Here is a 22,972-nt window from a genome sequence, read left to right on the forward strand (position 1 = left end):
GGCTTCTTGGGCTCCGGCTTCTTACCGGTGGATTCAGTGTCTCGTGCCAATGGGGTGTCCCTGCCTAATCTTTAAACCTCTAGGACAGGGTACTTGCTCAACCAACAAAACACCCAGTATCCCCCCGTCTTCATTCGCGATTCACAGCTCGGGGACGGCCTGGGATTCGGTCAGCAAGTGGTTCCAACCGCAGCGCTCGCAGACCTCCACGCGGTGAACGGTGACGGGGCCGACCTCTGCGACTATGCCGTCAATCTCATCAATACTGCGTGCTGTTCCGGAGCGGCGACCCACGTTATCCCCGTAAATCCACAGGACATCCCGCATCACTGCTTCGCAGATAGGACACGGTCGGGCAGAGTCGACTCCGTGGTGTCGGCCGGCGGCCTTGAGGAGAAAATCGGCGTCGCAAAGCTCCTCGCGCTGCACGCGACCAGCCTGAAAGTCGCGCAGCACCGCGCGCCGCTCCCACTCGTGCGAGACCTCTCCTTCGAAACGGAACATTACGCTGAGTTTATCCGTCCCCACCGGCGGCGAAAATGTGACAGAGACAACAACCTTGAGGACGATCGGATATTCGTTTGTTTGTACAACTACCTCTACACTCGAGCGCATGTCACAAATTAATCCCGAAGACGCCTATGCAATCGCAAAGGATGTCCGCCCTTTTCTCACCAAGCTTTACGTCGCTTATTTCCGCATTTCCGAGCAGTCTGACCTGACCGGGCCGCAGCTTTCCATTTTGGAACGGCTCATCGAGTCCGGCCCGATGCGCATTAGTCAGCTCGCCGCCGACGAGGGAATCCGCATGCCGACGGCATCGAATACCCTGCACCAGCTGGAACAGCGCAACCTCATCCATCGCGTGCGCGACGAGAACGACCGCCGCGGTGTGCGTGTGGAGATGACCGATACAGGCATTAAGGAATACGAGCGCGTCTCCGACGAGCGCGTGAAGTACGTCGCGGAGATGATTGGCACGCTTGACAACGAGCTGCTTCCGCTGCTCCAGCAAGCCTCGCGCATCCTGGGCCCATTGGCCGACAGCTACAACACCGGCAACGTCGAGTAGCCGAACAGGCGCAACGGCGCGCGACACCCCCTCGCAGACATGTAAAGTTAGGGAACCGTTAGTATTCCGTTAACGGTATCCCTTTCTTTCGCGCGCCATTATGAATCCTTTACCCCTCACTCCTGAGCTCCTAACCTCTGTCGGTCCGGAGCGCCCTTTGCGCATCGCTGTGGGCTGGGATCAATCCGGGGAAGAGGCGGTGCACTTCGCTGGCTGGCTTGCGCGCACCATGCCTGCACAGATCCGGGTGATTTCCACCGAGAAGCAGCCCTGGTCGCATCTGCGCAACAAGACCAGCAAGAAGTACAAGAAGTGGCTTAAAGAGATTGAGGAGAAGCGCAGCGGTGCAATCCGGGAAGCGCTCAAGGAACACGTCCCGCGCGGTGCGTGGGACGAGGACTACGCAGTATTCCGCGACGGCTCCCCGCGCTACGAGCTGCTCACGCAAGAGGTCGAGCGTTTTCACGCCGATCTTGTTCTAGTCGGTTCCAAACCGAAGGCAGCCAAAGGACGGTTCAAGGCCACGTCCACCGCGGACGCGCTCATGCACTCGTCGCCGGTCTCCGTCGGGTTGGCGCCGCGCGCGGTGAAGTTGTCGAAGAAGGGCATCACGCGGGTCAACTTCGCGTTCCTCGATGAGAACGATGAAGCCGCGAACACCGGCATTGCCAGCGCCGCCGCCATCGCGATGATCCTCGACGTCGATCTGCGCATCATGGCGTTCTCCCCGGAGGAAACCTACGACTACAACGAGCAGATCGCACCCCACCGCGCGTTTATCGACGAATGGAACGAGACATCCTTGGCCCTCCTCGACCGGGCCCGTGATGTCGTCTCGGACATGGCCGAGAAGCTCGGCGTGCAGGGCCTGAAGAACTTCGAAGTGGAAACCCGGGTCAGCGCCGGCGACGGCTGGGACACCGTGGTGGACTCGCAGAAGTGGAAGAAGGGCGACGTGCTCTTCCTCGCGTCCCGGCCGGCCACAACCAACTGTGTTTTCGCTGGTCCGCGCGCGACCGACTTCTTGGAGCACGCTCCCGTGCCCGTCGTGATTTTTCCGCAGCGCTAGCAGGGGAGTCTAGGGTGGAGGCTATGCCTAGTATGCCCTCTGACCGCCCGGACCACCCGGAGAATGACCTGCATGGAGCGGCCGACTACTACAACAAGGTGCGCCCGGAACCGCGCTCTTTCGATGAGCTTGCAAGCGAACCCGATCCCGCCCAGCTCAACGAGCGCAACCAGGCGTCCACCCGCCAAGCCATCTGGTTCGGTGTCGCAGCAGTTGCAGGCACGTTCCTGATTGCGGGGATTCTGGCGCTGATCTTCCGCCTCGTCGGCGGTCCGTTGTGCGAAGCGGGGGAGGCCACGTGGCTGTGTTCCCAAGCCGCCCGCACGTGGTGGGCCGCCCTGAGCTCCATCTACCCAGTCGTCGCTCTGCTCAGCTGCGCGGTGATCATGGTGCGCAAGCTCAACCGTTATGAGCGATGGATGCCGTGGATGGGCGTGTTCTGGCTACCGCTGGTCCCGTTCACCATGCTGTGGCTCACGGTGACGGTTGGCATGCTCGCCGCCGATTACGCGCCCTGAGAGCACTCCGCACAGTACGGGTTCTCCGCCCGGCACGCTTCGCAGCTCAAGTACTGCTGCCGGCACTCCGGCTCATTCGCGCAGTTGTAGTGCTGGTTCGTCGGCGCGCCGCAGTGCACGCAGTGGCCGAGCTGCACAAACTCCGGGTCATCGTCCGCACCCGCGCCGAACTCTGTGTGCATGCGCTTGTCGAACACGTAGAGCGAGCCTTCCCACAGACCCGAGTTTCCGTACTTCTCCCCGTAGCGCACGATGCCGCCATCGATTTGGTAGACCTCTTCGAACCCGCGGTTCTTCATCAGCGACGAGAGGATTTCGCAGCGAATTCCGCCCGTGCAGTAGGACACGACTGGTTTGTCCTTCATCCAGTCGTATTTGCCTGACTCGAGCTCCGCGATGAAATCGTGGGTGGTCTCCACATCGGGCACGACAGCGCCTTTGAACTTGCCGATCTCCGCTTCGTACGCGTTGCGGCCGTCAAAGAACACGACATCGTCGCCACGCTTTTCGACGAGCTCATTGACCTCCTCCGGCTTCAAGTGCGTGCCTCCGCCGACGACCCCGTTGTCGTCGACACGCAATTCCTCGGGCACGCCGAAGGTGACAATTTCGTCGCGCACCTTGACCGACAGTTTGGGGAAGTCCTCCTTGCCGCCCTCGGACCACTTGAACTCGATGCCGCGGAAGTATTCCTTGGTTTTGCGGACGTACGCTTTGCACGCGTTGATGTCCCCGCCGACGGTGCCGTTGATGCCGTCAGGGGAGATGATGATCCGGCCGTTGAGGCCCAGCCCCTCGCACAGGTCGCGCTGCCAGAGCCGGATCGCCTCCGGGTCTGGGATCGGGCGGAACTGGTAGTAGAGCAGGATTTTGCTGGTCACACCACTAGTGTATGGAGTCAGCAGTGCAGGGAGAAATCACCCCGCCGGGTTATGTCGCCAGATCAGCTTCGTACCACAGCACAACGATTTGTGTTCTGTCGCGGAGGTCCATGCGCGAGAGGATTCGCGAGACGGTCTTCTTCACACTGTCCGGCTGAATCGTGAGGTGCTCGGCGATCTCGGCATTGTTCATGCCCCGGGCAACGAGGCTAGCTACTTCGAACTCTCGCGCAGACAAGGCCTCAAACGCTTCTCGTGCTCGGGCTTGGCGGCCCTGTGTTGGCCTGTGCGGCCGCTGACGCACAAGTTCTGCAGTGATCCTAGGGGTGAGAATCGCGTCGCCGTGCGCCACCGCAGACACTGCTCGATGCAGCTCATCAGCCCGAACATCTTTCAGGAGGTAACCAGTCGCACCTGCATCCAACGCGCCGAAAGCGTAGTCGTCCTCGTCGTAGGTTGTCATCACCAAAACCTTGATCCCCGGGTAGTGGCTCGTGATCTGCTTTGTAGCTTCAATGCCGTTCATCACCGGCATCCTGATATCCATCAGAACGACATGGGGCAGTTTCTTCCCCTCTGACCTGCACTCAGCCAACCACTCAACTGCCTCCTTCCCGTTCTCCACACAGGCAACGACCTCCATGTCCGGGAACCGGTCGACCATGAGGCTCAACCCCATCCTCGCGGGCCGATGATCGTCGACAATGAGCACCCTCGTGCGTCCCACGCTCACTGAGGATCACCGTCTTCGAGCGGAAGAGTGGCACGCACCTTCCATCCGTTTTCCGCCCAACCGGCGTTGAATGTCCCGCCTGCCTGTTGAACACGCATGGCCAGCCCGTCCAGCCCGACACCCGGCGCGGTGGATGGTGACAGCACGGTTCCATTGTCCGTGAGTGTCACCTCGACGCCGCACTGGGTGAACGCGAAAGTGATCGTCACCGCTGTGGCGTCCCGGGCATGCTGCATGACGTTCGTGAGGCTTTCCCGCACCACCCGATAAAGCGTGTCTTGAATGCGTGGATTCTCGGGGCGCTGTCCCCTCTCCGTCACCGCGATATCCAAGCCGGTGGAACGGACATTACCGATCAATTGGGATATGTCTTCCCACGTCCGAGCACTCTCGCTCGGGTGCAGCACGTCATGCTCCTCGGTTTCTGCGGACTTGATGGCACGGATGGCAGTCCGCGTTTCACCGAGCGCCTCCCGGGCTAACTCGTTGACCAGATCTACGACTCCATCAACTTGCTCGTTGCCAGACTGCTTCGAGATTCCCTCCGCGAGAGTGATGATGCCCGTGAGGTTGTGGCCCACGCTGTCGTGCAAGTTGGAGGCCACCCGTGACACCGACTCTGCTTTTCGTTGTCTGGCGGCAGCTTCACGTTCACGTTGTTCCGCCACGAGGCGCCTGTCCCGCTCCGCCAATGAGTTCAATCGCCCGCGCGCGAACGCCGTTAGAGCAATCGCGACTGCCAGATACCATAGGACAGGCAACATTGCTTCAAGTTGAGGGCCACGCCCTGAGTGCAACCCAGAAGTGCTGACCAGTGAACTAGCCACAGCCATGCCGATTCCAATGAGCACATTGCGCGACCTATCCCTCAGCACAACGCTTGCGACACAGATCAGAAACGGGACCAACGAATACGCCCCGGAACCAGTTAGCGTCTCTCCAAGAGCGAAAATCACCGACTGCCCCGCCAGCGCATACAGCGGCCAGCGGCGCCTTGCCACAAGAAGTGCAAACTGCACGGCGGTCACCAGCGCCCACATCACCCAAGAGGTTAAATAAGCCCTCAACGAGAACACGCTCAGCATGAGCTGGAATCCCAAACCGGCCAGTGCACCCAGCCACAACGTCTCGGTAGAAGAGTGCCACGCCTCCAGGAGCTTGTCCATAAAAGTCCTGGGGGACTTCAGTTCGTTCCTATTTGCGTCGTTCACAAACATGACTTTCTCGGGCATTGCTGGATCGTAGGGTTCCCGACTAACTCGCGCTGACCAACCGCTTGCGTGTCAACAGGATGAACACCCCTGACCACACTAACGCGATGAGCACCTTCAACAGCACCATCACCGGCGTTGAGGTCCCTGCTTCACGCACCAACGCAGTGGAAATGAGCTGGGTGGTCGGAAGCATCGATTCGATCGTGGTGGAGGAGGAGACGGCCACTTGCTCAAAGACCGCCAACGCCATGGAGGTCACGGTGAGCGCTATCCCGGCCGAGATCGTGCTGGCTGTGCCACGTAGGAATGTGCTGACCCACATGTAGAAGCTTCCTACCGCGAACACGCCGAAGGCGGTCGCCGCGGCGTAAACAACGAGGTTGCCGAACTGCGGAATCGAACTGTACCCCTGCCAGAACCCGAACGTGAGAATGACAACGATGTGGATGGCACCGAGGATGACGCTGATCAGGCCTAGAGCCGCCACTTTTTCCCTCAAGAGTAAGGATGCCCCGCGCGGTTGACTGCGCAACCACTGCATGTTTCCACGTTGGTGCTCGGGGGCCATGACCAGCGCTGCACAGCTGGCGACGAGAATGGGAAGCAAGATGCCGAAGTAGAGCCCACCAAGGTTGCTCCACACTGAGGTCACCGCATATGAAGGATCATCCTGCCACATCGTGTCGGGGACCATGTGCTGTCCGAAGATGACGGCGCCGACGAAGAGAAGACCTGTCGCAGCCAGGACAATGAGGGCACTCGGTGATTTCTTGAGGCCGATCAGGCTGTTAGTCATTGTGAACCCTCCTCGGGAAGAACGCGATTGAGACAGCGCAAACGATGACCGTGGCGGCGAGCACGATGATGGGCAATGCGACGGAGAAAGTCACGTCATGAATCCCGTCCTGGTTGATCCTCGCCGGAGTCAATGCACCTGCGAAGGTGAATGGTGTGAGTGCCGCTGCGTGTTGCGGCAAGAAGTGCCCGGCTGACCCCAGCAATGCTCCGCCGAGCGACAGGGCCAGGACAAACCCTTGGCCCCGTTTCCTCAACGCAATGTTGAGGAATGCGGGCACGAGGCAGACGATTTCCGCTGCCAGCGCGAAGAGCACGATGACCAAGGAGTTCCCAGGGGGAGTCATCCCTACGGCGTGCCCGGCAACGACCGTGCTCACGGTGATGGCCAGCAGTCCGCTGAACCCCGCGGCCAGGGCCCACAGTGCCTTCGCAAACCCGATTTCCGGCAGCGCGATGCCGAGGCTTTGCGCACGGGACGTCATATTCGTGTTCTTGTCTTCACCGACCAGGATGAGAACGCTCGAGCCGATGAGCAGCGGCAGCATGAGTCCGCCGAGCTGAACCAGGTTGATTATCGCAGCCCGATCGTCCGAACCGGAGTTGAACATGATCGCGACGCCCCACAACCCGAACAGCGCCACAACACCTAATGGCAGCAGCACGCTCGGTTTGCGCCGGTACTTCGACGGTTCCAGACCTGCCATCTGAAACGCCTTGGGGGTGACCCCCACGCTCTTCATCGCAGACATTATTTGCTCCCCACCTCGACATAGTCTTCCTCGGTGATCTCAAGGAAGGAGTCCTCCAACGTCCGCTCATTCACGCTGACCGACGCGATCTGCACACTCTGCCCAACGAGCCAGCTGACTAGCTGAGCAGTCTGGCTACGGCCGTGGTACGGCAAAGAGAAGCGCTCATGCGTGACAGCAGTGAAGGGGATGTTGCCCAGCGATAACACCTCGGTCGTCGCGGCACCGTCCATCGTGTCGAGGAGCAAGGATGGCGTGCCAGAAAGGTCGTGCAGATTGCCTTCGTAGCGCATGCGTCCGTGGTGGATGATCCCCACCGTGTCGGCGAGCTGCTCAATCTCCGAAAGAATGTGGCTGGAAACAACGACAGTCTTTCCCAGCTCCCTGGAGAAATAGCGGATGAGGTTGCGCATTTCCCGGATTCCTTCCGGGTCTAGGCCGTTCGTTGGCTCGTCGAGAAGCAGAAGCTGAGGGTCGCCGACAAGCGCAAGCGCAATACCGAGCCGCTGCTTCATCCCCAGCGAGTATTCTCCCGCTTTCTTGTTGGCTGCTTGCGAGCTCAGACCAACGAGGCCGAGAAGCTGGGTGTCCTGCGCCGTACTTTCCCGAAGTTTGCTGATGTAGCGGATATTTTCTGCCCCAGTGAGGTTCGGGTAGAAGGAAGGTTCTTCAATCAAACTTCCCACGCGGTCAAGGTACGACGCTGCGCCTGGGTCGATGATCCTGCCTTGAAAAGCAATCTGTCCCGATGCCGGTTTCAGAAGCCCGAGCAGAATCTTCATGACGGTGCTCTTACCAGCACCGTTTCTGCCAAGGAACCCATAGACCTGCCCGTGCGGGACTCTCATGGTCAGATCCTGGATGACTGGCGTATCGCCGTAGGAATAGTTCAAACCCGCTGCTTCCAGCTCGAAGGGCGTACTCATGTCCTGCCACCTGCCTTTTCCTCTCGTCGGATGCGGTTTCCACTTCCGACGATTCCAGCGGTGCAGAGGATGCGACAGAGAAAACGCGAGATTGTCCCCTCAGGGGGACAGGCATGTTAACGCCGGTGGTACAGGGCTTTGCGCCAGTACTCCGGCTCCGTTGTCGCCAGCACACCGAGTGAGCGGAAGATCCCCTCATCCACCGAGCCCAGGATGGTGGTGATGTGGGCATCGCAACCGCGCAGCGACTGCAGCTGCTCCAGCGCGAGCCGGGCGTTGTCGTCTTCCGAGGCGGAAGCGGACAGCGCGATGAGCACCTCGTCAGTGTGCAGGCGAGGGTTGCGCGAGCCAAGGTACGTCGTCTTCAGCGTCTGGATCGGCTCGATCGAGTCGGGGGAGAGCAGGTGCACTTCGTCGTCAATGCCGGCGAGCTTTTTCAGGGCGTTGAGCAGCACGGCTGCCGATGGTCCGAGCAGGTCAGAGGTCTTGCCGGTGACGATGGAACCGTCGGGAAGCTCCAGCGCCGCGCCGGGATTGCCCGTGGTGTCAGCAATCGCGAGCGCCGGGCCGACGACCGGGCGGTCTTCCACAGTCAGCCCTGCCTTGCGCATGACATTCGCGGCGCGCTCCGGCACGTTCTCAGCCACATCACCCCGGCGCGCGTCGACCTGAGCGGCAAGGAAGCGACGGATGATCTCCTGGTTGGCGGCGTACCGGCAGGCGGCGTCGTCGGAGATGCCGTAGCCTGCCATGTTCACGCCCATGTCGGTGGGGGACTGGTACGGCTGCGTCCCCGTCGCCTCGAGCAGCAACGCTTTGAGCAGAGGGAACGCGTCAACATCACGGTTGTAGCTGGAAACCTGCTCACCGTACGCGGCCAGGTGGTACTGGTCGATGACGTTGATGTCGTCGAGGTCGACCGTCGCTGCCTCATAGGCCAGGTTGATCGGGTGCTCGAGCGGCAGATTCCAGATAGGGAATGTCTCGAACTTTGCGTAGCCAGCGGAAATGCCGCGCCTGTTGTCGGCATACACCTGGCTGAGGCAGGTGGCCATCTTGCCAGATCCCGGGCCCGGCGCGGTCATGACCACCACGTCGCGGGTGGTCTCCACGTAGTCGTTGCGGCCGAAGCCCTCCTCCGAGACGATCCGCGAAATGTCATTCGGGTACCCGGGAATCACGCGGTGCAGATTGACCGTCAACCCCAGTTTCTCCAGCTTGTCCCGGAAGGCATCGGCTTGGTCAGGGCCGCTTTCGTACTGGGTGATCACGACGTTGTCCACGAGGAAGTTGCGCTCGCGGAAGCCGTCGATAAGCCTTAAAACCTCGTCCTCGTAGGTGATGCCGATGTCCGCGCGGACCTTTTGCCGGACCAGGTCAGGCGCGGCGACGCAGACGACGATCTCCACTTCGTCCTTGATCGCTTCGAGCATGGCGATCTTGTTGTCCGGGGTGAACCCGGGCAGGACGCGGGAGGCATGGTGGTCGTCGAAAAGCTTGCCGCCCATCTCGAGGTAGAGCTTTCCGCCGATTGCTTCACGACGCTTCGAAATCTGCTCCGACTGCATCGCAATGTACTTGTCGCGGTCGAATCCGACTGTGTACCCCATGTGCCCTCCTTAGCGCCGCACCCTAAAGAGAATACATAGAGCCCTGGGGAATCTTGTTCACGCAAGCCGAGTGAATACAATGTATTCATGGCCACGATGACAATCCGCATGAACGCAGAGGACGCCGAGCTGGTCCGCAAGTTCGCGAGCTTCTCCGGCGTCACGATCTCCGATTTCGCCCGCTCCGCCATTCTTGAAAAGATCGAAGATACTTATGACCTGCAGGAACTACGTGAGGCGATCGCCGACGATTCCGGCGAGCGCTTCACCATCGACGACGTGCTCACCGAGCTGCGCTAACGCTTCAAATGTCCTACAAAGTCGAACTCACCGCCAAGGCCCGTAAACAGCTCAAGAAGATGGACCGATTCGACGCCCGAATTCTTGCTACCTGGATCAAAAACAACCTCGACGGCTGCGCTGACCCGCGCGCATTCGGCAAATCATTGACAGCGAACCGCTCCGGGGAATGGCGCTACCGAGTTGGCTCTTACCGGATTCTCGCACTCATTAAGGACGAAACAGTCACCATTGAGGTCTTCACCGTCGGCCACAGAAGCGTGGTCTACGGAGACTAGAACGCCGCCACCGAAACGGTAGCGGCGCTAGCAATCGGATCTAGACCCGATTAATCAACCCCGTGGGCGGCCTTGAACTCGCGGCGCTTCGCGTGCAGGATCGGCTCGGTGTAGCCAGCCGGGGACTCGGTGCCCTTGAAGATCAGGTCCTTCGCGGCCTGGAAGCCGATAGAAGCGTCGTAATCGGCGGCCATCGGCAGGTAGTTGGCGTCCCCGGCGTTCTGCTCGTCGACCTTCTTCGCCATGCGCTCGAGAGACTCCACGACCTGTTCCTCGGTGATGACACCGTGGACCAGCCAGTTCGCAAGGAGCTGGGAAGAAATGCGCAGGGTGGCGCGGTCCTCCATGAGGTCCACGTCGTGGATGTCCGGCACCTTCGAGCAACCGACGCCCTGCTCAACCCAGCGGACCACGTAGCCCAGGATGGACTGGCAGTTGTTGTCCAGCTCCTGCTGCTTCTCCTCGTCGGACCAGGTGTCGCCGCCCGTGTTGACCGGAACGGTAAGCAGGTCAGCGTAGGCGTCGCGGCGGCCAGCGGCGCGCAGCTCGTCCTGCACCTCGTGGACATTGACCTGGTGGTAGTGGGTAGCGTGCAGGGTCGCACCGGTCGGGGAGGGGACCCATGCGGTGTTGGCACCCTCGCGCGGCTGGCCGATCTTCTTCTCCAGCATCGCGGCCATATGCTCGGTCTCTGCCCACATGCCCTTACCGATCTGTGCGCGGCCCGGCAGGTCATGCGCCAGACCTGCGTCGACGTTGTGGTTCTCGTACGCGAGCTTCCACGGCGCGGTCTGCAGGTCCGCCTTTCGGACCATCGGGCCGGCCTGCATGGAGGTGTGGATCTCATCGCCGGTGCGGTCCAGGAAGCCGGTGTTGATGAACACCAGGCGGTCCGCGGCCTCCATGATGCACGCGTCCAGGTTGACGGAGGTGCGGCGCTCCTCGTCCATGACACCGACCTTGACGGTGTTCTTCGGCAGGTTCAGGATCTCCTCGACGCGGTCGAAGATCTCGTTAGTGAAAGCGACCTCTTCCGGGCCGTGCTGCTTCGGCTTCACCACGTACACAGAACCCGTCCGGGAGTTACCGTGCGCGTTGTCCTTGCGCAGGCCCGGGATAGCGGAGGCAACAGTGATGATGCCGTCGAGCAGGCCCTCCGGGACTTCCTCGCCGTTAAAGAGAATGGCCGGGGTGGTCATCAGGTGGCCCACATTGCGGCACAGCATCATGGCGCGGCCGTGCAGGGTGGCCTCGGAGCCGTCCTTCGCGGTATAGGTCAGGTCGTCTTCCTGCTTGCGCTCGAAGGACTTGTCGCCCTTAGCGACAGTCTCAGAGATGTCGCCGCGGTTGAGACCGAACCAGGTCTGGTAAGCAGCGGCCTTGTCAGCACCGTCAACTGCGGCGGCAGAGTCCTCGAAGTCCATGATGGCGGTCACGGCGGACTCGAGCACGACGTCAGCAACACCAGCGCGGTCGGTCTTGCCCACCGGGTGCTCGCGGTCGAGCTGAATGATGATGTGCAGGCCATTGTGGCGCAGCACGATGCCGGTCGGAGCAGACTGCTCACCCTGGTAGCCGATGTATACCTCCGGCTCCTTCAGGGAGACCTCGTTGCCGTCAGCGGTGATCTTCACTTCGCCGGACTCGGTGATTTCGTAGGAGTCGACCTCGGCGTGGGATGCGCCCTCGAGCGGCACAGCCTCATCGAGGAAGTTTCGGGACCACTCGATCACGCGGTCGCCGCGAACCGGGTTGTACCCCTTGCCTGGCTCGGCACCACCGTCGGTCGGGATGGCATCGGTGCCGTACAGCGCGTCGTAGAGCGAACCGTAGCGCGCGTTCGCGGCGTTGATGGCAAAGCGAGCATTCGTAATCGGCACCACCAGCTGCGGGCCGGCGACGTTAGCGAACTCGTCGTCGACGTTCTCGGTGCGGATTGCACCGTCAGTCGGCTGGTCGACGATGTAGCCGATGGAACGCAGGAACTCCTCGTGCTCCTTCGGGTCCGGCTGGCCCGGGTTCTCGCGGTAGTAGTCATCCATGGTGGCCTGCAGCTCGTCGCGGCGGGCCAGCAACGCCTTGTTCTTCGGAGCCAGGTCCGCGAAGTACTGCGCGACATCGGCCCAGAACTTCTCCGCGTCCAGGTTCGTTTCGGGCTTGATCTCCGGCAGCAGAGTGTCGTTGACAAAGTCATAGAGCGGGCGGGCCACCTGCAGGCCAGCTACCTCGACGCGCTCCGTGCGGTCCTCGAATTGCGGCGTAGTCATAGGGCAGAGATCCTTTCAGCCAAGTAGACAGAAGATGTATGGCACCAGTCTAGGTTGCCTTAAATTGTTGCGTGCGCATTATGCGAAACATTAAGTGATTGCTGTCACGCTACCCCCGAAATTGTTAGTCAAAAGTCGGACGACTGTCAGGCTGGTCGCGCACGTCGATAAGCAAAAAGCTCTCAAGCTGCGACTTTCCCGTCATCCTGACCCCCGAGCCACGCCGCTAACCAACGCAAACCACGCCCCGTATTGACGGACTAGTGAGCGGATGGTGATACTAGTCGTTGAACGCCAACAGCGTGGCTCACTTCACTTTCGCTGGGTGAGCGGCTTCAAACAACAGATCCCATAGAAAGGGGACAGGTATATGACCACCACAGGACAGGCTCGTACCGCTGAGGAAATCCAGAAGGATTGGGACGAGAACCCCCGCTGGAAGGGCATCACCCGCGACTACACCGCACAGCAGGTTGCTGACCTGCAGGGCAACGTCGTCGAGGAGCAGACCCTCGCTCGCCGCGGTGCTGAGATCCTTTGGGACGGCATCACCAAGGGCGACGGCTCCTACATCCACGCCCTGGGTGCCCTGACCGGTAACCAGGCCGTTCAGCAGGTCCGTGCAGGCCTGCAGGCTGTGTACCTCTCCGGCTGGCAGGTCGCAGGTGACGCCAACCTCTCCGGCAACACCTACCCGGACCAGTCCCTGTACCCGGCTAACTCCGTGCCGAACGTTGTCCGCCGCATTAACAACGCCCTGACCCGCGCTGACCAGATCTCCCGCGTCGAGGGCGACACCTCCGTGGACAACTGGCTCGTCCCGATCGTCGCTGACGGTGAGGCTGGCTTCGGTGGCGCACTGAACGTTTACGAGCTGCAGCGCGCAATGATCCAGGCTGGTGCCGCTGGTACCCACTGGGAGGACCAGCTCGCTTCCGAGAAGAAGTGCGGCCACCTGGGCGGCAAGGTCCTCATCCCGACCCAGCAGCACATCCGCACTCTGTCCTCCGCTCGCTTGGCTGCAGACGTTCTCAACGTCCCGACTGTTGTCATCGGCCGCACCGACGCTGAGGCTGCAACCCTGCTGACCTCCGACGTCGACGAGCGCGACGCGAAGTTCCTCACCGGCGAGCGTTCCGCTGAGGGCTACTACTACGTCCAGAACGGCGTTGAGCCCTGCATCGCGCGCGCAAAGTCCTACGCTCCGTACGCTGACCTGATCTGGATGGAGACCGGCACTCCGGACCTCGAGCTGGCGAAGAAGTTCGCTGACGGTGTCCACGAGGAGTTCCCGGACCAGCTGCTGGCCTACAACTGCTCCCCGTCCTTCAACTGGTCCTCCCACCTGGACGAGGAAGAGATCGCCAAGTTCCAGAAGGAGCTGGGCAAGATGGGCTTCACCTTCCAGTTCATCACGCTGGCTGGCTTCCACGCCCTCAACTACTCCATGTTCGACCTGGCCTACGGCTACGCTCGCGAGGGCATGCCGGCCTTCGTCGACCTGCAGAACCGCGAGTTCCAGGCAGCATCCGACCGCGGCTTCACCGCTGTGAAGCACCAGCGCGAGGTCGGTGCCGGCTACTTCGACCGCGTTGCCACCACCGTCGACCCGAACTCCTCCACCACCGCCCTGAAGGGCTCCACCGAGGAGGGCCAGTTCTAAGCTGAAAGCTTGAACGGACTAAACCCGCACTGCCGCTGCGCAGTGCGGGTTTGTCGTCTTTTGCAGGATGACACCGCGTAAACTCGTAAACCAGAACCCACCAACCCGAAGGAGCATCCCGCCATGACTGACTCGAGCATCCAGTTCATCGCCACCGCTGACATCGCCGACATCCACGACAAGGATGTGCGCAGCTGCGACATCCAGTTCCGCAACTTCGGCGGGAGGATCGAGTTCTGCGGTGAGATCCACACGATTTCCTGCTTCCAAGACAACGGCTTGGTCAAGAAGACGCTGAACTCTCCCGGCGAGGGCAAGGTCCTCGTGGTGGACGGTCACGCGTCGATGCACACTGCTCTGATGGGCGACATGATCGCTGAGGCTGGCGTGAACAACGGCTGGGCCGGCGTGATCATCAACGGCCCGATCCGCGACTCCGCGGAGGTGGCCAAGATGGAGTTCGGCTGCATGGCTCTGGGCACCAACCCGCGTAAGTCCAACAAAGACGGCGTCGGCGAGGAGAACATCGTGCTCCGCCTGGGCGGCATCGACTTCATCCCCGGCCAGTACGTCTACGCGGACTCAGACGGCGTCGTCGTTTCGGAGAACCCGGTGGAGCCCGAGTAAACTCCGCTCAATGCCCGAAGGTCACGTTCTCCACCGTCTCGCCCGCGAACTCAACGCGAATTTCCGCAGCGCCCCGGTGGAGGTGACCAGTCCGCAGGGGCGCTTCACGCAAGCATCGCTTATCGACGGCTCACGTCTCACCCGCGCCACCGCCCACGGCAAGCACCTGTTCGTCGACTTCGACGCGCCCCACGTCGAGCACGTGGTCTACATTCACCTGGGCCTGATCGGCTCGTTGCGTTTCGAGCCCGCCGAGGACAACTGGGGCCAGATCCGTCTCCACATCTCCAACGGTACGATTGCCGCTAACCTGCGCGGACCGCAGTTCTGCAAGCTGCTCACCGACGATGAGGTCGACGCGATCATCGCCCGGTCTGGCTTCGATCCGATTGTGGAGGCGACCCCTCCGGACGCGCTCTACGCGAAAATCCACCGATCGAAGCGCTCCATCGGTTCGCTTCTGATGGACCAGAAGCTCTTCGCCGGTGTGGGCAATATCTACCGCGCGGAGGTGCTCTTCCGGCAAGGCATCGATCCGACGGTCCCCGGGACACTACTGAGCCGCGCTCAGTTCGACGCGATCTGGACCGATCTTGTAGAGCTCATGGCCTACGGTGTCGACAACGGGCGCATCGACACCGTCCGCCCCGACCACACCCCGGAGACCATGGGGCGCGACCCGCGCAAGGACGACCATGGCGGAGAGGTCTACGTCTACCGCCGGGCGGGCGACCCGTGCTACATCTGCGGCACACCGATCGAGATGAAGGTGAGCGAGGGCCGGAAACTCTACTGGTGCCCGGGCTGCCAGTAACTTAGAAACCGGTCTTGAACTGCGTCACCACTGGTGCTAGCGTCGGTTTCATGAGGCTCACGATCCGGCTCGATGAAGAGGTGTACACCGCCGCCCGCGCTATCGCAGCTGAGAAAGGCACCAGCGTGGGTGAAGCGGTCAATGATCTTGCACGCGCCGGATTGCCCCGAAAAGATAGTGCAGTGGACTATATCCCCATGTCGCAGCCGATGGGAATGAAGGTCGAGTGCATCAAAGTTAGTGAGATCTTGGATCTGGAAGATCGCGAAAGACTCGGCCGGCGCGTGCAATGATCATCGACGCAAACGTGCTTATCTACGCGTCTGATGAGAACGCGACGCATTTCGCTGAAGCCTCGTCATGGCTTGATAGTGCTCTGCGCGGCACTGAACGGGTCGGCTTCCCGTGGATTTGCTTGCTGGCGTTTCAAAGGATCACCACGAACCCTGCACTGTTCGCTATGCCGCTCACACCTTCTCGCGCGAGTGACTACATCGAGAACTGGTTGAAACACCCGAACTCCTGGGTGCCCCAACCTGGTCCGCAGCACGCGAGTATCCTGCGCACCCTCACCGTCGACAGTGACGCCCGTGGGACCCTTGTCACCGATGCTCATCTTGCCGCTCTCGCTATCGAGCACGGCACCTCCATCTGCTCTTTCGATAGCGACTTTGCTCGCTTTCAGGGCCTGCGTTGGTTTTCTCCACTCGACGCGCAAGACACGTAACGCACCTACGCTGGGGTGCATGCTGCACGCTTACACAGCCGAACAGATCCGCGCGGCAGAGCGCCCGCTGCTCGACGCGCAACGCGAACCCGACGAACTCATGAAATCGGCGGCCCACGCCGTCTTCCTGGCGGCAGAAACCATGCTGACCTGGCCGGACTTCTTGGAACACTACCGCGAGAACCCCCGCATTTTGCTCTTGGTGGGCAAGGGCGGCAACGGCGGCGACGCTCTCTACGCCGGTGCTGAACTGGCACTTGCCGGCCACACAGTAGATGCATGGCTGGCGTGGGGGAGCGCCCACGAACCTGCCTTGGAGGCCTTCCGCAACGCCGGCGGCACCGTCCTTGATAGTGCCCCGATGCAGGAGCAGAACTACCGCCTCGCCATCGACGGGCTCACTGGCCTCGGTGGCGCGGGCAGCCTGGGCGAGGAGGTCAAGCAGGTGCTCGACCACCTCACCGACTGGTACGCCCACGTGTTGGCGGTCGACGTGCCCTCGGGCATTGACGCGGATACAGGAGAGAAGGGCGAGGTCCACGTCATCGCCGACGCGACAGTCACGTTCGGCGGATGGCGCCGCGCGCACGGTCTCGCCCCGGAGTGCGGCATCCAGCTGCTCGCCCACCCGCACATTCATGACGGCCGCACGATCGCCGATGAACTTCGCGTTTGGGAGAGCGACACCCTCCTCTTCCGCTCCGTGCCGGGTGAGCTCCAGACCCCTGACGCGCTCGATCCGCTCCGCCCCGACAATGAGCCAGATACGGAACCGCGCCCGGGCGATGACAAGTACACCGGCGGTGTCGTCGGTATCCGCGCTGGTAGCGGTACTTATCCCGGCGCGGCGATCCTCGCCACTATTGGCGCTGTCAATGCGACACCGGCGATGGTTCGTTACGCCGGGCCTCAGGCGTTGGAGGTGGTGCGGGCGCTGCCGGAGGTCGTCGTCACGCACAAGCTCGAAGACGCCGGGCGCGTGCAGGCGTGGGTGTTCGGCCCGGGTGTTGGCACAGATTCCGCGGCCAGCAGCGAGCTCGCGCTGCTTCTCGGACGTGAGGAGCCGTTGCTTATCGACGCCGACGGCCTCACCCTCCTGACCCGCGACCCAGAACTACGCGACCTGCTGGAACAGAGAGAGGCAGAAACAGTGCTCACCCCGCACGACGGAGAGTTCGAGCGGCTGCGGGACGCGCTCGGAATCGCACCCGCTGACCGGCTCACCGAGACCAAAGCTCTTGCAACAACGTTGAACTGCGCTGTTGTGCGGAAAGGGCGGAGCACCATCGTCGCCAACCCGGAGCAGGACCACGCCATCGTTGTGGACTGCGGAACGTCGTGGGCGGCCACACCTGGATCAGGTGACGTGCTGGCCGGGCTGATGGGTGCACGGATGGCCCGCGACGGCATGCTCGGCATCTACCAATCGGTCACTGTTCACGCGGTGGCGGCGTGGATCTCGGCGCAGACGGAGTACGGGGCAGGGCCGACGCATGCGTCGAAAATTGCGCAGGCAATACCCGCCGCGACTGCGAACCTCAACGTGCTACAAGGAGTTCCCGCCGGTTACCGGGCCAGGCGATGGTCATAAGCGAGAAGACGACCGGCACACCGGGTACGCATATGAGCAGGTACCAGGGCCATGGGCCGAACCAGTGCAGCGGGGACCAGCCGCGCGGGTGGCCGGCACTGAAGAAGTAGTTGCCGCCGGTGAGCTTGTTGACAACGCCAGAGACGCCAGCCCACGCCATAGTGATGCCGGAAACCACACGCCAGTCCTTCCATGACGGCCGGTAGCCCAGCCCGAAGGTGAGCACGACGGGCACGATCGTCGCCGCGAGGTGGAAGTACCAGTAGCCGAGCTCTTGCAGGCGCCAGTTGTCCTGCACGTACGCCATGTCCGGGAAGAAAATGGCCATCGGGTTGAGGAAGAATCCCCAGTAGTATGACAGCGCTGTTGCGGTCGGGTTTTCGGTCCCCAAGGCCAGCGGCGTGATGTAGCGCAGCAGGTCGGTGACATGGAACGGAGCTGTCTCGTCCCACACGATGCGTGACGGACTGAGCACCCACACGAAGTACGCCGTGGAGATCAGCAGCATGATGGCGGAGGCCACCTTGCGAGAGGCCTTCACCACTGAGCCGGGAAGCTTCTTCACAGCCATGACCAGGATGCCGCAGAGGAAGATGAACAGCACCAGAATCGACAGGTGCTTCCGGTCGTACTGTGTGATCGTGGGGTACGACTGGCCTGTGTGGCGCGACTCCCAGTCTGGCGGCTGAATCGGCATGTTTAACGTTCTACCACCAAGTGTGGGGCTGAAAACATTGAACTGCGAAATTTATGGGAGAGGTTTAGCGTGGCCCTGTGCAACAACAATTTCCCGTGCTTCCGCTGTCGACGATGGGCTTCGCTGCCTTCGTGTACGTCACCTTCGAGATGTTCGCCGTCGGCCTCATCAGCCCGATGGCGGAGGACCTAGGGGTCACCGAGGGCCAAATCGGGCTGCTCATGACTGTGTACGCGGGTCTCGTCGCGGTGGTCACCATTCCGCTCATGGAAATCACCCGCAAACTGGACAGAAAACCAGTGTTCATGGCCACGCTGATCTGTCTGCTCGCCGGCATCGCGCTGCAGGCCACCGCGGCGAACTATTGGATGCTTGTCGCCGGGCGCGTGTGCGCTGCCTTCACGCACGGGTTGTTCTGGTCTCTCGTCAACCCCATGGCGGCCCGGCTCGCACCGAAGGGGATGACCGGCCGCGCGATAGGCGTTGTGTCGCTGGGTTCGACGATGGCACTGGTCATGGGCTCGCCGCTGACCACTCTCGTCGGCGGTGCGATCGGGTGGCGCAACGCTACCTGGCTGCTCGGAGTGCTTGTCGCAGGCTCGTTCGCGGCGCTGTTGTTCTTCCTGCCGTCCATGCCCGCCATCCCGCCCGCAGGCAAAAGCGGGGAAGCCAACCAGAAATCTGCGCTACCTGCCCTCGTGCTCTATTTAACGCTGGTGATCACGGCGCTGTTCTGCTCCTACACCTACCTGGGCCTGTTCGTCGAGCGCACGATCGGCGAGACCTTCGTGGCGCTCGGGCTCGCCGGTTACGGCCTCTTCGGCATCGTCGGTGTTCTTTCTGCGGGCCGCCGCTCCGACCGCCGCATGATCCGCATGAACTTCATCTTTTCGGGTCTCATTGTCGTTGCGGGCATCCTCGGTGCGCTCGCCCTGGGGCTGATCAGTGCTTCCCCCGCCCTCGCCCTCATCCCCGCCCTCCTCGTCGTCGTCTTTCTCGGTACTGCTGGCGGTGGGTTGCCTACTGCAGCGACGACAATCTTCCTCTTTGCGGGGGAGGACAACCAGAACCGCGCATCGTCTATCTACGTGGTCACGTTCCAAGTGGGCATTGCCAGCGGTTCGGCCGTGGGTGCCATCCCAGTGGATGCCGGGTTCTTCCCGGGCACCCTTCTAATCACCGCAGTGCTCGGCGCACTCGCAATGGCTGAACTCAGTTTGCGAGCTCGCCCGATCCTGCGCTAACACAGGTACCCTGAACTGCATGACGAGCATGGAATACGACAACGCCGCCGAGGTCGAGGTGCGCTCCCTGCCGCTTGCCATCGGGCCGTGGCGAGTGTCCCGCCCGGGAAAGACCAACAACCAGACCTTCACCTGGCTTTTTTCAGGCGAGGGTTCGGGGGACAACGGAGCTTTGTTCTCCGGCGCGCAGGACTTCACCCGCCGCGGCATCCAGCTCGCACTAGCACTGCCCGAGGATGAGCGTGCCCCGCGCCGTTTCGACAGCTTCGTCCCTGAACCGTTCACACTACTGAGCTTCTCCGGCAAGTCTGCAGGTGAAGCGCGCGTCTTCGTCGGCTCGCTTTTCGGACAAGACAGCCCCGTCGAGACCGCCTACCCGGCGGTCGGTGCCGAACTGCGCATCTACCCGGGTGCTGAGTTCGTGTTCATGGTCACCCCAGAGTTCGAGCACGCTGTCCTTGCTCTGTCGGACGGCCTTGTACTCGAGAACATTCCTTTGGAACCATCCACGATTGGTTGCACCCAGGACGGCGTGAAGACGCTCCACATCGTCAACGATTCCGATGAATCTGCGCTGGCTATCTTGCTTGGTGGGGATCCCCAATGATTGTCACGCTGTCCATGACGGTACAGGGTTCGCGCCCCGAAATCACGCGCGTCCTGAACGTCGAGGACGCTATTGACCTTTCCGGCATGGCCGCGCTCATTGATGCGGCATTCGGCTTCAGCGGCACGTCCGACCATTTCTTCGCCAGCGAGGACGGTGGCTCCCGCACCCTTTACACCGATGAACCGACCGACGGGGAACTGAGCGAGCACACCCTCACCGTCGCCGACATCGACGGCATGACGTACTTCTATGACCCAGCCGCGACCTGGGCGGTCAGCATCGATGTGCTGGGCACCACCGACGTCGACATGCCCTCGCCCATGCTTGTCGACGCCTTAGGCCCCGACGTCCTCGAAGCCTGCGGCAGCCCGGACATGATGTCGGCCTTCCACACCGAGGCTCTCCGGCTCGCCGCCGGTCTCGAACCGGACCTGAAGGTATCACCCCTGCTCCTGAGCTTCATGCCGGTGATGAGTCCGGAGCGCTTGGTCGAACGTCTCTCGCACGCCCATCACCCCTCCGTCGCTGAGCGCATCGCATACACCGCGGAGAACCTCTTCCTCACCAACGACGATGAGCTCATGGATGACCCCCGCGCCCCTGAGATCATCGAGGGGTTTGATTCCTTCGTGCAGTCCCGCCCTGACCTGCAGCAGATCCTCGACTTAGACCCCAATCCGGAGCGCAACCCCACCCTCATTGCCGCCATGTCGGAGTTCTTCGCCGACCAGGCGAGCGAACTGACGGAAGAGCCAGACGATGGGACCGACACCGACAGCGACGAGCGGGACGAGAAGGACTAAGCCTGTACCACTAGGTGTAGGCCCAGCCCGCCGAGCACAGTCATTCCTAGGGTGATGGTGAGGACGCCGAACACGTTGGCGTCGATACGCTCGTGGCTCAATCCCTCGGCCTCCGCACGATACTCGGCGCGGTTGCGCACGATGATGGCCATAGCCAGGAGGGCGAGCAGCCCCATAGCTCCGAACACGAGCGCGGAATACGGCCGCGACCAGCGTAAAAGGGTGAGCGAGCAGACTGCCATGGCCAACGCCGTGCGGGTCCACGACATCGCTGTGCGTTCGGGTTGGAGCCCTTCGTCTGCGACGGGGATGGGGGAAGGGGCCATCAGAACAGCCCGATCAGCACGACCAAGCTGGCCAACGCGATGCCGACTCCGAGCAGCGGAACCACCGCAGGCGCCGGCAACGGTTTCTTGTGGCGCAGCGCCCGCTCCAAGTGGACCCAACGCACCGCGGAGCCCAGCGCGATGAGCAATCCGACGAGAATGAGCACGATGGCCGCGATCTGGCGCCACTCCTCGTCAATTCCCGGTAGCGCGAAGGCCTCCAGAGCGATACCGCCCGCGAGGAATGCGAGCGCCGTGCGGGTCCAGGCCAGGAATGTTCGCTCGTTGGCCAGCGTGAAGCGCGGATCAGGCTCGTCCCCGTCGGGAAACACGGTGCGCGTGAACCATCCGCGCTGGTCCGGGTTCTTCTCGCTCATGGTGTCCAGTGTAGGGCTACCCTGGGGCGCATGAGCACTCTTCTCATTACTGACAATGGCCCCGAAATCGTCGACACCACCCCCGAGCATGCAGGGGAGGGCGACACGCTGCTCACCGTGTCCCACTCTTCCGTCAATTACAAGGACGGCATGGCGCTCGCGGGCGACAAAGCCATCGTGCGCGAGCTACCCATCGTTCCGGGCATCGACGCAGTGGGCACGCTTGACGACGGCTCCCTGGTCACCGTCAACGGCTGGGGCATTGGCGAGAAGCGCAACGGCGGCTACACCGAGCAGCTGCGTATCGACGCCGACAAGATCACCCGCGTGCCTGAGCGTTTCGACGCGTGGACCGCCGCCGCCATCGGCACCGCCGGCTACACCGCCGCGCTGTCCGTTGTGGCCTACGAGCGTTTCTCCGCCCACAACAACCCGTCCGGCCCGGTCCTTGTCACGGGGGCGACCGGCGGTGTTGGCTCCATCGCCATTCAGCTCCTAGCCTCACGCGGACACGAGGTCGTCGCGGCTACCGGGCGTGTCGACGAGTACGGCGATTACCTCCGCGGCCTCGGCGCCGCTGACATCATCGACCGCTTTGAGCTCTCTGAGCAGGGCAAACCTCTGCAGAAGGCACGCTTTGCGGGTGCGATCGACTCTGTCGGGTCCACACCGTTGGCCAATGTTCTCGCTCAGACCAAGTGGGGCGGCGTTGTCACTGCCTGCGGCCTGGCAGCCGGCGCGGACCTGGAGACGACGGTCATGCCGTTCATTCTCCGCGGAGTGAACCTTGTCGGCATCAACTCCGTTGACTCCCCATCCGAGCACCGCGAGGAAGCCTGGAACCTGCTTGCGGAGTCCCTCGACACCGACAAGCTGGCCACCTACACCGAGACCGTTGATCTCGAAGGCGCTATCCAGGCTGGTGCTGACCTGTTGGAGGGTAACGCCCGCCACGGCCGTACCGTTGTGAAGATCTAAATCAGCATGGACTCGGGCCTAAAGGCGAGTTAAACTGATCACAAAGGTTCCACCCCGCTAAGAAGAGCCCCTCGGCTCTCCGTCTTGGACGGTAGGCGGG

General features: G+C 62.0%; 27 protein-coding genes. 15 read left to right on the plus strand and 12 right to left on the minus strand.

Features of this window, described 5'->3' with window-relative positions; genetic code table 11:
* Window positions 1-141: 141 nt before the first annotated feature.
* Window positions 142-504: a DUF5318 family protein gene (locus tag KBX18_RS01750; RefSeq protein ID WP_255994593.1), complete on the minus strand. Its 363-nt coding sequence runs from the start codon at window positions 502-504 to the stop codon at window positions 142-144.
* 109 nt (window positions 505-613) lie between these two features.
* Here KBX18_RS01750 and KBX18_RS01755 point away from each other — a divergent pair, with 109 nt between their 5' ends.
* From KBX18_RS01755 to KBX18_RS01765, 3 genes are all read left to right on the plus strand, one after another.
* Window positions 614-1,072 carry a MarR family winged helix-turn-helix transcriptional regulator gene (locus tag KBX18_RS01755; protein ID WP_005287862.1) on the plus strand — a complete coding sequence of 153 codons (459 nt, stop codon included), beginning with the start codon at window positions 614-616 and terminating at the stop codon, window positions 1,070-1,072.
* A 157-nt stretch (window positions 1,073-1,229) separates the two neighbouring features.
* Window positions 1,230-2,141 carry a universal stress protein gene (locus KBX18_RS01760; RefSeq protein WP_050748772.1) on the plus strand — a complete coding sequence of 304 codons (912 nt, stop codon included), beginning with the start codon at window positions 1,230-1,232 and terminating at the stop codon, window positions 2,139-2,141.
* Window positions 2,142-2,173: 32 nt separating this feature from the next.
* Window positions 2,174-2,659 (plus strand): hypothetical protein, encoded by a 486-nt coding sequence (locus KBX18_RS01765; RefSeq protein ID WP_255994737.1) that lies wholly within the window; start codon window positions 2,174-2,176, stop codon window positions 2,657-2,659.
* Here KBX18_RS01765 and KBX18_RS01770 read toward each other — a convergent pair.
* The 7 genes from KBX18_RS01770 to KBX18_RS01800 form a co-directional block, all read right to left on the minus strand.
* Window positions 2,647-3,540 carry a rhodanese-related sulfurtransferase gene (locus KBX18_RS01770; RefSeq protein WP_005287854.1) on the minus strand — a complete coding sequence of 298 codons (894 nt, stop codon included), beginning with the start codon at window positions 3,538-3,540 and terminating at the stop codon, window positions 2,647-2,649. The genes KBX18_RS01765 and KBX18_RS01770 overlap by 13 nt on opposite strands.
* A 49-nt stretch (window positions 3,541-3,589) precedes the next feature.
* On the minus strand, window positions 3,590-4,267 hold the full coding sequence (locus KBX18_RS11845) for a response regulator transcription factor (protein ID WP_255994594.1): 678 nt from the start codon (window positions 4,265-4,267) through the stop codon (window positions 3,590-3,592).
* Window positions 4,268-4,269: 2 nt separating this feature from the next.
* The gene (locus KBX18_RS01780) at window positions 4,270-5,505 is read right to left on the minus strand and encodes a histidine kinase (protein WP_255994595.1); all 1,236 of its coding nucleotides are present in this window, start codon (window positions 5,503-5,505) and stop codon (window positions 4,270-4,272) included.
* A 22-nt stretch (window positions 5,506-5,527) separates the two neighbouring features.
* Window positions 5,528-6,283 carry an ABC transporter permease gene (locus KBX18_RS01785; RefSeq protein ID WP_255994596.1) on the minus strand — a complete coding sequence of 252 codons (756 nt, stop codon included), beginning with the start codon at window positions 6,281-6,283 and terminating at the stop codon, window positions 5,528-5,530.
* Window positions 6,276-7,034 (minus strand): hypothetical protein, encoded by a 759-nt coding sequence (locus KBX18_RS01790; protein ID WP_255994597.1) that lies wholly within the window; start codon window positions 7,032-7,034, stop codon window positions 6,276-6,278. Before KBX18_RS01790 ends, KBX18_RS01785 begins: the two co-directional genes overlap by 8 nt.
* The gene (locus tag KBX18_RS01795) at window positions 7,034-7,960 is read right to left on the minus strand and encodes an ABC transporter ATP-binding protein (RefSeq protein WP_255994598.1); all 927 of its coding nucleotides are present in this window, start codon (window positions 7,958-7,960) and stop codon (window positions 7,034-7,036) included. Before KBX18_RS01795 ends, KBX18_RS01790 begins: the two co-directional genes overlap by 1 nt.
* 116 nt (window positions 7,961-8,076) lie before the next feature.
* On the minus strand, window positions 8,077-9,570 hold the full coding sequence (locus KBX18_RS01800) for a DUF1846 domain-containing protein (protein WP_255994599.1): 1,494 nt from the start codon (window positions 9,568-9,570) through the stop codon (window positions 8,077-8,079).
* An 87-nt stretch (window positions 9,571-9,657) separates the two neighbouring features.
* Between KBX18_RS01800 and relB the strand changes: the two genes are divergently transcribed.
* Together relB and KBX18_RS01810 are read left to right on the plus strand one after the other, a co-directional pair.
* Window positions 9,658-9,870 (plus strand): type II toxin-antitoxin system RelB family antitoxin, encoded by a 213-nt coding sequence (relB, locus tag KBX18_RS01805; RefSeq protein ID WP_005287849.1) that lies wholly within the window; start codon window positions 9,658-9,660, stop codon window positions 9,868-9,870.
* 8 nt (window positions 9,871-9,878) lie between these two features.
* The gene (locus KBX18_RS01810) at window positions 9,879-10,148 is read left to right on the plus strand and encodes a type II toxin-antitoxin system RelE/ParE family toxin (protein ID WP_005287846.1); all 270 of its coding nucleotides are present in this window, start codon (window positions 9,879-9,881) and stop codon (window positions 10,146-10,148) included.
* 50 nt (window positions 10,149-10,198) lie between these two features.
* On the opposite strand, the gene KBX18_RS01815 is transcribed toward KBX18_RS01810, so the two are convergent.
* Entirely contained in the window at window positions 10,199-12,415 is a 2,217-nt protein-coding gene (locus tag KBX18_RS01815) for a malate synthase G (RefSeq protein WP_255994600.1), read from the minus strand.
* 370 nt (window positions 12,416-12,785) lie between these two features.
* Between KBX18_RS01815 and aceA the strand changes: the two genes are divergently transcribed.
* The 6 genes from aceA to KBX18_RS01845 all read left to right on the plus strand — a co-directional run bounded on the left by aceA (window position 12,786) and on the right by KBX18_RS01845 (window position 17,837).
* The gene (gene aceA / locus KBX18_RS01820) at window positions 12,786-14,078 is read left to right on the plus strand and encodes an isocitrate lyase (RefSeq protein ID WP_005287840.1); all 1,293 of its coding nucleotides are present in this window, start codon (window positions 12,786-12,788) and stop codon (window positions 14,076-14,078) included.
* 123 nt (window positions 14,079-14,201) lie between these two features.
* Complete coding sequence (rraA, locus tag KBX18_RS01825; protein ID WP_255994601.1) at window positions 14,202-14,705, plus strand: ribonuclease E activity regulator RraA; 504 nt, start codon at window positions 14,202-14,204, stop codon at window positions 14,703-14,705.
* Window positions 14,706-14,715: 10 nt separating this feature from the next.
* A complete protein-coding gene (locus KBX18_RS01830; protein WP_005287836.1) occupies window positions 14,716-15,519 on the plus strand; it encodes an Fpg/Nei family DNA glycosylase in 804 nt (267 codons plus the stop codon).
* A 50-nt stretch (window positions 15,520-15,569) separates the two neighbouring features.
* Complete coding sequence (locus KBX18_RS01835) at window positions 15,570-15,812, plus strand: hypothetical protein (protein WP_255994602.1); 243 nt, start codon at window positions 15,570-15,572, stop codon at window positions 15,810-15,812.
* Entirely contained in the window at window positions 15,809-16,246 is a 438-nt protein-coding gene (locus tag KBX18_RS01840) for a type II toxin-antitoxin system VapC family toxin (RefSeq protein WP_255994603.1), read from the plus strand. Before KBX18_RS01835 ends, KBX18_RS01840 begins: the two co-directional genes overlap by 4 nt.
* 19 nt (window positions 16,247-16,265) lie before the next feature.
* Window positions 16,266-17,837, plus strand: coding sequence for a bifunctional ADP-dependent NAD(P)H-hydrate dehydratase/NAD(P)H-hydrate epimerase (locus KBX18_RS01845; RefSeq protein WP_255994604.1), 1,572 nt, complete (start codon window positions 16,266-16,268; stop codon window positions 17,835-17,837).
* Here the strand turns inward: KBX18_RS01845 and KBX18_RS01850 are convergent.
* Window positions 17,785-18,534 (minus strand): TIGR02206 family membrane protein, encoded by a 750-nt coding sequence (locus KBX18_RS01850; protein ID WP_005287821.1) that lies wholly within the window; start codon window positions 18,532-18,534, stop codon window positions 17,785-17,787. The two genes, KBX18_RS01845 and KBX18_RS01850, sit on opposite strands and share 53 nt — an antisense overlap.
* Before the next feature lie 113 nt (window positions 18,535-18,647).
* On the opposite strand from KBX18_RS01850, the gene KBX18_RS01855 reads away from it, so the two are divergent.
* From KBX18_RS01855 to KBX18_RS01865, 3 genes are read left to right on the plus strand one after another with little or no spacing between them, the layout of a single operon-like run.
* Window positions 18,648-19,778, plus strand: coding sequence for an MFS transporter (locus tag KBX18_RS01855; RefSeq protein WP_255994738.1), 1,131 nt, complete (start codon window positions 18,648-18,650; stop codon window positions 19,776-19,778).
* Between the two features lie 19 nt (window positions 19,779-19,797).
* Window positions 19,798-20,385 (plus strand): hypothetical protein, encoded by a 588-nt coding sequence (locus tag KBX18_RS01860; RefSeq protein WP_255994605.1) that lies wholly within the window; start codon window positions 19,798-19,800, stop codon window positions 20,383-20,385.
* Window positions 20,382-21,191 (plus strand): plasmid pRiA4b ORF-3 family protein, encoded by an 810-nt coding sequence (locus KBX18_RS01865; protein WP_255994606.1) that lies wholly within the window; start codon window positions 20,382-20,384, stop codon window positions 21,189-21,191. The genes KBX18_RS01860 and KBX18_RS01865 overlap by 4 nt, the downstream gene beginning before the upstream one ends.
* On the opposite strand, the gene KBX18_RS01870 is transcribed toward KBX18_RS01865, so the two are convergent.
* Window positions 21,188-21,517: a DUF202 domain-containing protein gene (locus tag KBX18_RS01870; protein WP_005287809.1), complete on the minus strand. Its 330-nt coding sequence runs from the start codon at window positions 21,515-21,517 to the stop codon at window positions 21,188-21,190. The two genes, KBX18_RS01865 and KBX18_RS01870, sit on opposite strands and share 4 nt — an antisense overlap.
* Window positions 21,517-21,894 (minus strand): YidH family protein, encoded by a 378-nt coding sequence (locus KBX18_RS01875; RefSeq protein ID WP_005287807.1) that lies wholly within the window; start codon window positions 21,892-21,894, stop codon window positions 21,517-21,519. Before KBX18_RS01875 ends, KBX18_RS01870 begins: the two co-directional genes overlap by 1 nt.
* A 30-nt stretch (window positions 21,895-21,924) precedes the next feature.
* Between KBX18_RS01875 and KBX18_RS01880 the strand changes: the two genes are divergently transcribed.
* Complete coding sequence (locus KBX18_RS01880; protein ID WP_005287805.1) at window positions 21,925-22,872, plus strand: acryloyl-CoA reductase; 948 nt, start codon at window positions 21,925-21,927, stop codon at window positions 22,870-22,872.
* Window positions 22,873-22,972: the final 100 nt, after the last annotated feature.

It is taken from the genome of Corynebacterium sp. CCUG 69979 (assembly GCF_024454095.1).
In the GTDB taxonomy this organism is placed as follows: Bacteria; Actinomycetota; Actinomycetes; order Mycobacteriales; family Mycobacteriaceae; genus Corynebacterium; species Corynebacterium genitalium.

Bases quoted from the DNA above. Each gene is read 5' to 3' on its own strand.
- KBX18_RS01780 (WP_255994595.1), bottom strand. From the start codon at position 5,505: ATGCCCGAGAAAGTCATGTTTGTGAACGACGCAAATAGGAACGAACTG.
- KBX18_RS01870 (WP_005287809.1), bottom strand. From the start codon at position 21,517: ATGGCCCCTTCCCCCATCCCCGTCGCAGACGAAGGGCTCCAACCCGAA.
- KBX18_RS01865 (WP_255994606.1), top strand. From the start codon at position 20,382: ATGATTGTCACGCTGTCCATGACGGTACAGGGTTCGCGCCCCGAAATC.
- KBX18_RS01765 (WP_255994737.1), top strand. From the start codon at position 2,174: ATGCCCTCTGACCGCCCGGACCACCCGGAGAATGACCTGCATGGAGCG.
- KBX18_RS01850 (WP_005287821.1), bottom strand. From the start codon at position 18,534: ATGCCGATTCAGCCGCCAGACTGGGAGTCGCGCCACACAGGCCAGTCG.
- KBX18_RS01830 (WP_005287836.1), top strand. From the start codon at position 14,716: ATGCCCGAAGGTCACGTTCTCCACCGTCTCGCCCGCGAACTCAACGCG.
- relB (WP_005287849.1), top strand. From the start codon at position 9,658: ATGGCCACGATGACAATCCGCATGAACGCAGAGGACGCCGAGCTGGTC.
- KBX18_RS01875 (WP_005287807.1), bottom strand. From the start codon at position 21,894: ATGAGCGAGAAGAACCCGGACCAGCGCGGATGGTTCACGCGCACCGTG.
- rraA (WP_255994601.1), top strand. From the start codon at position 14,202: ATGACTGACTCGAGCATCCAGTTCATCGCCACCGCTGACATCGCCGAC.
- KBX18_RS01840 (WP_255994603.1), top strand. From the start codon at position 15,809: ATGATCATCGACGCAAACGTGCTTATCTACGCGTCTGATGAGAACGCG.
- KBX18_RS01750 (WP_255994593.1), bottom strand. From the start codon at position 504: ATGTTCCGTTTCGAAGGAGAGGTCTCGCACGAGTGGGAGCGGCGCGCG.
- KBX18_RS01790 (WP_255994597.1), bottom strand. From the start codon at position 7,034: ATGTCTGCGATGAAGAGCGTGGGGGTCACCCCCAAGGCGTTTCAGATG.
- KBX18_RS01860 (WP_255994605.1), top strand. From the start codon at position 19,798: ATGACGAGCATGGAATACGACAACGCCGCCGAGGTCGAGGTGCGCTCC.
- KBX18_RS01855 (WP_255994738.1), top strand. From the start codon at position 18,648: ATGGGCTTCGCTGCCTTCGTGTACGTCACCTTCGAGATGTTCGCCGTC.
- KBX18_RS01795 (WP_255994598.1), bottom strand. From the start codon at position 7,960: ATGAGTACGCCCTTCGAGCTGGAAGCAGCGGGTTTGAACTATTCCTAC.
- KBX18_RS01845 (WP_255994604.1), top strand. From the start codon at position 16,266: ATGCTGCACGCTTACACAGCCGAACAGATCCGCGCGGCAGAGCGCCCG.
- aceA (WP_005287840.1), top strand. From the start codon at position 12,786: ATGACCACCACAGGACAGGCTCGTACCGCTGAGGAAATCCAGAAGGAT.
- KBX18_RS01815 (WP_255994600.1), bottom strand. From the start codon at position 12,415: ATGACTACGCCGCAATTCGAGGACCGCACGGAGCGCGTCGAGGTAGCT.
- KBX18_RS01755 (WP_005287862.1), top strand. From the start codon at position 614: ATGTCACAAATTAATCCCGAAGACGCCTATGCAATCGCAAAGGATGTC.
- KBX18_RS01810 (WP_005287846.1), top strand. From the start codon at position 9,879: ATGTCCTACAAAGTCGAACTCACCGCCAAGGCCCGTAAACAGCTCAAG.
- KBX18_RS01785 (WP_255994596.1), bottom strand. From the start codon at position 6,283: ATGACTAACAGCCTGATCGGCCTCAAGAAATCACCGAGTGCCCTCATT.
- KBX18_RS01800 (WP_255994599.1), bottom strand. From the start codon at position 9,570: ATGGGGTACACAGTCGGATTCGACCGCGACAAGTACATTGCGATGCAG.
- KBX18_RS01880 (WP_005287805.1), top strand. From the start codon at position 21,925: ATGAGCACTCTTCTCATTACTGACAATGGCCCCGAAATCGTCGACACC.
- KBX18_RS01835 (WP_255994602.1), top strand. From the start codon at position 15,570: ATGAGGCTCACGATCCGGCTCGATGAAGAGGTGTACACCGCCGCCCGC.